The following is a 420-nucleotide window of genomic DNA, read 5'->3' as shown; positions in this document are numbered from 1 at the left end:
GTGCGCACCTACGTGCGGGACGACGCCGGCACCGTGCAGTACGTGAACATGATGGAGGCCGACGTCGCCTTCGCCGAGGTCGGCACGCCCACCTGGGACGGCCTGCCGCTGGACCGCTACCTGTCGCTGCTGGACATGCTCAACCCGATGCACCGGCTCTGGAGCGACGGGCGCTGGAACAAGCTCACCGTGGCGCACGGCTGCTACTGGAAGAAGTGCAGCTTCTGCGACGTGGGCCTGGACTACATCGGCCGCTATGAGGGCGCCAGCGCCCAGGTGCTGGCCGACCGCATCGAGGCCATCGTGGCCGAGACGGGGCAGACGGGCTTCCACTTCGTGGACGAGGCCGCGCCCCCGAAGGCGCTCAAGGCGCTGGCCACCGAACTCATCGAGCGCAATGCCGGCATCAGCTGGTGGGGC

Annotated in this window: 1 protein-coding gene; it reads left to right on the top strand. The window is 69.0% G+C overall.

What is annotated here, in order from left to right:
- On the top strand, positions 1 to 420 hold a 420-nt coding region (locus GVL61_RS24580; RefSeq protein WP_200845027.1), incomplete at both ends, for a hypothetical protein.

The sequence above is a fragment of the Novosphingobium sp. 18050 genome (assembly GCF_902706195.1).
In the GTDB taxonomy this organism is placed as follows: Bacteria; Pseudomonadota; Alphaproteobacteria; order Sphingomonadales; family Sphingomonadaceae; genus Novosphingobium.
This window is presented reverse-complemented; position numbering and strand designations above follow the sequence as displayed.